This is a genomic window from Mycobacterium sp. TH-M103 (assembly GCF_057473785.1).
On the sequence record NZ_JBYCLG010000080.1, the window covers coordinates 1 to 5,941 of the forward strand.

A 5,941-nucleotide genomic window follows, 5' to 3' on the forward strand; every position below is an offset into this window, starting at 1 on the left:
GCCTTCGTGCAGCGCCCAGTAGCCGTGCATGCGCCCCGCCGAGAGCTGGCCGCCGTAGGTGTTGAGCGGCAGCGTACCGTCGCGGGCGATCCGCGCCCCGCCCTCGACGAACGGCCCGGCCTCGCCGTCGCCGCAGATTCTGAGGGCCTCCAACCACGCGATCGTCAGGAACGTGAACCCGTCGTACAACTGCGCGACATCGAGATCGGCGGGCGTCAACTCGGTGCGCGACCACATCTGGGCCGCGGCATCCGACATGGCCATTTTGGGGTAGTCGTCGCGGTGGAACCAGCCGCCGGCGCCGTCGGACCCGCCGATCGCCTCCACCGACACCGCCCGGTGCGGGCAGTCGCGGGCGTACTCCGCGTTCGACACCACCACCGCGACCGATCCGTCGATCGGCACGTCGCAGTCCAGCAGCCCGAACGGCGTCGACACCGGGCGCGCGCCCAGGTAGTCGGCCATCGCCATCGGTTCGCGGTACACCGCAAGAGAATTCAGCGCCGCGTTGCGCCGGGCGTTGAGCGCGACCCAGCCCAGCTGCTCTTTGGTGGTGCCGTAGAGCTCCATGTGGCGGCGGCAGTTCAGCGCCAGCCAGTTCGCGGCTGAGTAGGCGTGCGCGGCGATCAGGTCGTTGACGTCGTCCATCGGGCCGACCGCCGGCCGCGGCGCCCCGTCGGGCGCGTCGAACATCCGCGCCAGCGGCGGGGCGGGAGCCTCGTCCCCCTGCTGCTGCACCGGGACCGTCCCGCCGAGCATCTGGACCGTCCGGTACACCACGACGTGGCGGGCCCGCCGCTCGGCGACCGCGCGACAGCCCGACATCACCGGACTGAGCAGCCCACCGGTGCCGAAACCGGATCCGCAGTCGGCGGCGGCGATCCGCAGTTCGGCGTTGACGACGCCCGGCGGGGTGTCGCCCAGGGTCGCGATCCCGTCGATGTCGTCCGCCTGCAGACCGGCGTCGGAGATGGCCGCCCGGACCGCCTCCAGCGTCAGCTCCGGCCCGGCGATGCCGGTGCGGCGCCCGATCCGGGAGATGCCGATGCCGGACACGATCGCGTCTTTCTCGAAATACATCATCCCCACACCGCCGTCGACCAACCCATGAGCAATTGAGTGTACTGTATTGCACGTGTCGGCCGAGTTGCTCATCGAACATTGCGTCGCCTGCGCGCGCTGGGTACATCCGCCGAGCGGCGAATGTCGCGACTGCGGCGCCCCGCTGGTCGCCCGGCCGGTCTCCGGCCGCGGGACGGTGTTCACCTATACGGTCAACCACCATCCGTACAACCCCGAGATCCCGACGCCGTACGTGATCGCCATCGTTGAGCTCGCCGGGCAGAGCGGGTTGCGTGTGGCCTCCAACATCGTTGGCTGCGAACCGGATTCGGTGGCGTGCGGGATGAGCGTGGACCTCCGCCCGGAGCGGGGCAGCGGCGGCGCCCCGGTGTTCGCGCCGGCCTGACGAGGGCGCGAGCAGGGGTGCGCGGGGCGCTCAGCGCTTGCGCGCGGTGACCAGGTCGTCGAACTCGCCGCTGCCGCAGGGGCAGCGCTTCGGCGTTGGCCTGCACCCAGCGCAGGCGAGCGCCGCAGCGGCGGGTGTCGACATACGGCCAGTTCTGCCCGGTCGCCAAGGCGATGGAGCCGCTCGACAAGGCTGGACGTTGCCCGCCGTGCGCGAGTTGCTTTGTGGCAGAATTCATTTCAAAGACATGCGGCGTGGCGTGCCGAAGATGTCACCGGCGCCGCTGTCCAAGCGGCTCGAGTCGCTGCAGCGCGCCGCTGTCGTCGAGCGCACCGAGGTCGAGGGCCGCACGTCGTATTCGCTGACGCAGTGCGGCCGCGAGCTCGCGACGGTGGTCGACACGCTCGGCGAGTGGGGGGTCCGGTGGATTCCCGAACTCGGCGAGGAGGACCTGGATCCGCACCTGTTGATGTGGGACATCCGCCGCACCGTCTCCGAAGATGGCCGGTTCTCCGAGCCCCGCGTAACGGGCGCTAGTTGATCAGCGGGTCGCGCGGCATGCCGAGGATCCGCTCGGCGATCTGGTTGCGGGTGACCTCCGAGGTACCGCCCGCGATGGCCATGCCGCGCGCGCCCATCGCCATCCGGCCGACGACCGCGCCGGGCCCGTCGGTCAGCGCGACCTCGGGTCCCACCAGCGCGGCCCAGATCGCGGCGCCCTCGATCATGTGGTCGGCCAGCTTGAGCTTGGTGATGTTGCCCTCCGGGCCGGGACCGGCCCCTTCGACGCTGCGGGCCGCGCGCCGCAGGTTCAGCAACCGCAGGGCGTGATCCTCAGCCAGGAACCGACCCACCCGGGCCTTCGCGCCCGCCAACCGGTCCCCGCTCTGCCCGGCCAGCTGCACCAAAGTGGGGGCCAGCCCGCCGTAGAACGCCCCGCTGCCGCCGCCGATGCTGACCCGCTCGTTGCCCAGCGTGGCGCGCGCGACCGTCCACCCCGAGTTGGGCGTGCCGACGACGTCCTCGTCGGGGACGAAGACGTCGTTGAAGAACACCTCGTTGAACTCCGAGCCGCCGGTGATCTGCCGCAGCGGCCGCACCTCGACCCCGGGACCCTTCATGTCGATGATCACGGTGGTGATGCCGGCGTGCTTGGGCGCGTCGGGATCGGTGCGCACGGTGGCCAGGCCGCGGGCGCAGTACTGGGCGCCGCTGGTCCACACCTTCTGCCCGTTGATCTTCCAGCCGCCGTCCACCCGGACCGCGCGGGTCTTGACCGACGCGGCGTCCGAGCCGGCCTCGGGCTCGGAGAACAGCTGGCACCAGATCTCTTCCTGGCGCAGCGCCTTCTCGACGAATCTCTCGATCTGCCACTCGGTTCCGTGCTGAATCAAAGTCAGGATGACCCACCCGGTGATCGAGTAGTCGGGGCGCTTGATGCCCGCGGCGCGGAACTCCTCCTCGATCACCAGTTGCTCGACGGCGTCGGCGGCGCGGCCCCAGGGCTTGGGCCAGTGTGGCATCACGTAGCCGGTCTCGATCAGCTTGTCGCGCTGCGCCTTGTCGTCCAGCGCCGCGATCTCGGCGGCGTCGGCGCGGATGTGGGTACGCAGCTCTTCGGCTTCGGGCGGCAGGTCCAGGCTGTTCTCCCGGGTCACCCCGGCCGCGGTGCGCTCCAAGACGTCGCACGGCGGCGCGTCACCGCCGAACAGGGCCGCACTCACCAGCGCCCGGCGCAGGTGCAGATGCGCGTCGTGCTCCCAGGTGAAGCCGATCCCGCCGTGTACCTGGATGTTGAGCTCGGCGTTGCGCGCGTAGGCCGGGAAGGCCAGCGCCGCCGCGACCGCGGCGGCCAGCCTGAACTGCGCCTCGTCCTCGGCTGCCGCGCGCGAGGCGTCCCACACCGCGGCGACGCCGGACTCGGCGCCGACCAGCATGTTCGCGCAATGGTGCTTGACCGCTTGGAAAGTCGCGATGGTGCGGCCGAACTGCTGGCGCACCTTCGCGTAGTCGACGGCGGACTCGACGCAGTCCGACGCCCCGCCCACCGCCTCGGCGGCCAGCAGCGTCCGGGCCCGGGCCAGCGCGGATTCCCGCCCGCCCGCCACCACGTCGTCGGCGGTGATGCTCACGTTCTGCAGGCGGACGCGTCCCGACCGCCGGGTCGGGTCCAGATTCTCCGGGACCTCGACCGACACCCCGGCGCGGTCGCGCTCCAGCAGCAGGACGTCGTCACCGGCGGCGATCAGCAACAGCTCGGCCAGCCCGGCCCCCAGCACGATCCCGGCCTCGCCCTCGGCGACACCGTTTTCGAACCGCACCCGACCGTCCAGGCCGATGCCCGCGGTGACGGTTCCGTCGATCAGGCCGGGCAGCAGCCGCGACTTCTGCGCGGCGGTGCCGTCCTTGGCGATCACCGCCGAGGCGATCACGGTCGGGACGAAGGGTCCCGGCGCGACCGCGCGCCCGAGTTCCTCGACCACCACCACGAGTTCGGGCAACCCGTAGCCCGACCCGCCGTGCTCCTCGTCGATGTGCAGCCCGAGCCACCCGAGTTCGACCAGGTTCGGCCAGAATCCCGGCCGCGCCTCGTCGGGGGCGTCGAGCAGCGACCCCGCCGCCCAGCGCGCCTTCTGCGAGGTGAGGAACGCGCGCGCCACCTCGGCGAGCTCGCGGTGGTCGTCGGTCAGTGCGATAGCCATGGGTTCTCCTCGCGGGGGGCTGACCGCCTGCCCCGCTCCGGAAGGGAGCGGGGCGGCTGCCTAAAGAGTGTACTTATTCCCGTCAGGAACCCGACCCGGGGTGGCTACTTGGGCGCGAACCGCTGCCCGGCGTCCAGCCGGATGCACTGGCCGTTGAGCATCGGGTTGTCCACGATGGCCGCCGCCAGCTTCGCGTACTCGATGGGCCGGCCCATCCGCTTGGGGAATGCCGCGTCCTTGACCAGGGCGGTCGCCATCTCGTCGGGAACCATGGAGGTGATCCCGGTCAGGAACAGGCTCGGGGCGATCGCCAGCACCCGGATGCCCAGCGACCCCAGGTCGCGGGCCATCGTCAGGCACATGCCCGCGATCCCGGCCTTGGCGGCGGTGTAGGCGATCTGCCCGATCTGGCCCTCGAAGGCCGCGATCGACGCGGTGTTGATGATGACGCCGCGCTCCTCGTCCTCGGGGTCGTTCTTGGCCATGTGCGCGGCGGCCAGGCGGCTGATGTTGAACGTGGCGATGAGGTTGAGATCGACGACGGACTGGAAGGATTCGAGGTCGTGCGGGCCGTCCTTGGTCAGCGTCCGCTTGGCGATGCCGCCACCGGCGGTCGTCACCACGACGTGCAGGCCGCCCAGCTTGTCGACGGCGCTCTGCAGGGTCTGCTCGGTGCCGGTGAAGTCGGTGACGTCGACGGGATAGAACGCGCCGCCGAGCCCGTCGGCCACGTTCTTGCCGTCGGAGTTCTCCCGGTCCAGGACCGCGACCTGGGCGCCGCGCTGCGCCAGCAGTTCGGCGGTGGCGCGGCCCATCCCCGACGCGCCGCCGATGACGACGACCTTCTTTCCGTTGATCTCCATCCGGTGCTCCTTGTCAGAATGCCTGGTATCTGTAACGTTACGTAGGCACGCTAGCGCGTCGCCCCGGCGGGGTTGTCGGCGAGCCGTGCCAAGCTGGTTTCGTGCTCCTCCTCGATGTGGCCGCGGCGTCGCTGGCCGTGGGCGGCACGTCGTCGCGCCTGGCCAAGGTCGCGCTCATCGCCGAGCTGCTGCGCCGCGCCGCGCCCGACCCGGAGCTGGTGGCCGTCGTGGTGTCCTGGCTCTCCGGCGAGCTGCCGCAGCGCCAGATCGGTGTCGGCTGGGCGTCGCTGCGGTCCAGGCCCGCGCCCGCGGCCGAGCCGTCGCTCACCGTCGCCGGCGTCGACGCCACCCTTTCCGAGATCGGCGCGGTGGCGGGGAAGGGCGCGCAGGCGCGCCGGGCCGGCCTCGTGGTCGGATTATTCGGCGCTGCAACGGAACCCGAGCAGACGTTCCTGCTCCGGCTGCTCGGCGGGGAGCTGCGCCAGGGCGCGCTGGCCGGGATCATGGCCGACGCCGTGGCCACGGCCGCCGATCTTCCCGCCGCCGCGGTCCGGCGCGCCGCGATGCTGGGCGGAGACCTGCCGGCGGTGGCCGCGACCGCGCTGTGCGGCGGCGCCACCGCCCTGGACGCGTTCGCGCTGCGGGTCGGCCGCCCGGTGGGCCCGATGCTGGCACAGACCGCGACCGGCGTGACCGATGCGCTCGAACGCCACGGCGGCACAACGATTTTCGAAGCAAAGCTGGACGGCGCCCGGGTGCAGATCCACCGGTCCGGCGGCGCGGTGAGCGTCTACACCCGCAGTCTCGACGACGTCACCGCCCGCCTGCCCGAGGTGGTGGAGGCGACGCTGGCGCTGCCGGTGCACGACCTGATCGCCGACGGCGAGGCGATCGCGCTGCGGCCGGAC

5 protein-coding genes and 1 pseudogene are annotated in these 5,941 nt (G+C 71.7%); 3 read left to right on the forward strand and 3 right to left on the reverse strand.

Annotated features, from left to right (window positions below; translation table 11 throughout):
* Positions 1 to 1,083, reverse strand: a 1,083-nt coding sequence (locus tag AC2VOR_RS04625; RefSeq protein ID WP_486963281.1) for a thiolase family protein, incomplete at its 3' end; no start/stop codon positions are given.
* A gap of 52 nt (positions 1,084 to 1,135) precedes the next feature.
* On the opposite strand from AC2VOR_RS04625, the gene AC2VOR_RS04630 reads away from it, so the two are divergent.
* Both AC2VOR_RS04630 and AC2VOR_RS04635 read left to right on the forward strand, forming a co-directional pair.
* Positions 1,136 to 1,468, forward strand: coding sequence for a Zn-ribbon domain-containing OB-fold protein (locus AC2VOR_RS04630; protein ID WP_369739676.1), 333 nt, complete (start codon positions 1,136 to 1,138; stop codon positions 1,466 to 1,468).
* A gap of 134 nt (positions 1,469 to 1,602) precedes the next feature.
* Positions 1,603 to 1,970, forward strand: a pseudogene (locus AC2VOR_RS04635) (winged helix-turn-helix transcriptional regulator); the annotation flags it as partial.
* A gap of 31 nt (positions 1,971 to 2,001) precedes the next feature.
* Here the strand turns inward: AC2VOR_RS04635 and AC2VOR_RS04640 are convergent.
* Positions 2,002 to 4,170 (reverse strand): acyl-CoA dehydrogenase family protein, encoded by a 2,169-nt coding sequence (locus AC2VOR_RS04640; protein WP_369739677.1) that lies wholly within the window; start codon positions 4,168 to 4,170, stop codon positions 2,002 to 2,004.
* A 104-nt stretch (positions 4,171 to 4,274) separates the two neighbouring features.
* Complete coding sequence (locus AC2VOR_RS04645) at positions 4,275 to 5,033, reverse strand: SDR family NAD(P)-dependent oxidoreductase (protein ID WP_369739678.1); 759 nt, start codon at positions 5,031 to 5,033, stop codon at positions 4,275 to 4,277.
* 101 nt (positions 5,034 to 5,134) lie between these two features.
* Here AC2VOR_RS04645 and AC2VOR_RS04650 point away from each other — a divergent pair.
* On the forward strand, positions 5,135 to 5,941 hold an 807-nt coding region (locus tag AC2VOR_RS04650), incomplete at its 3' end, for an ATP-dependent DNA ligase (protein ID WP_486963280.1).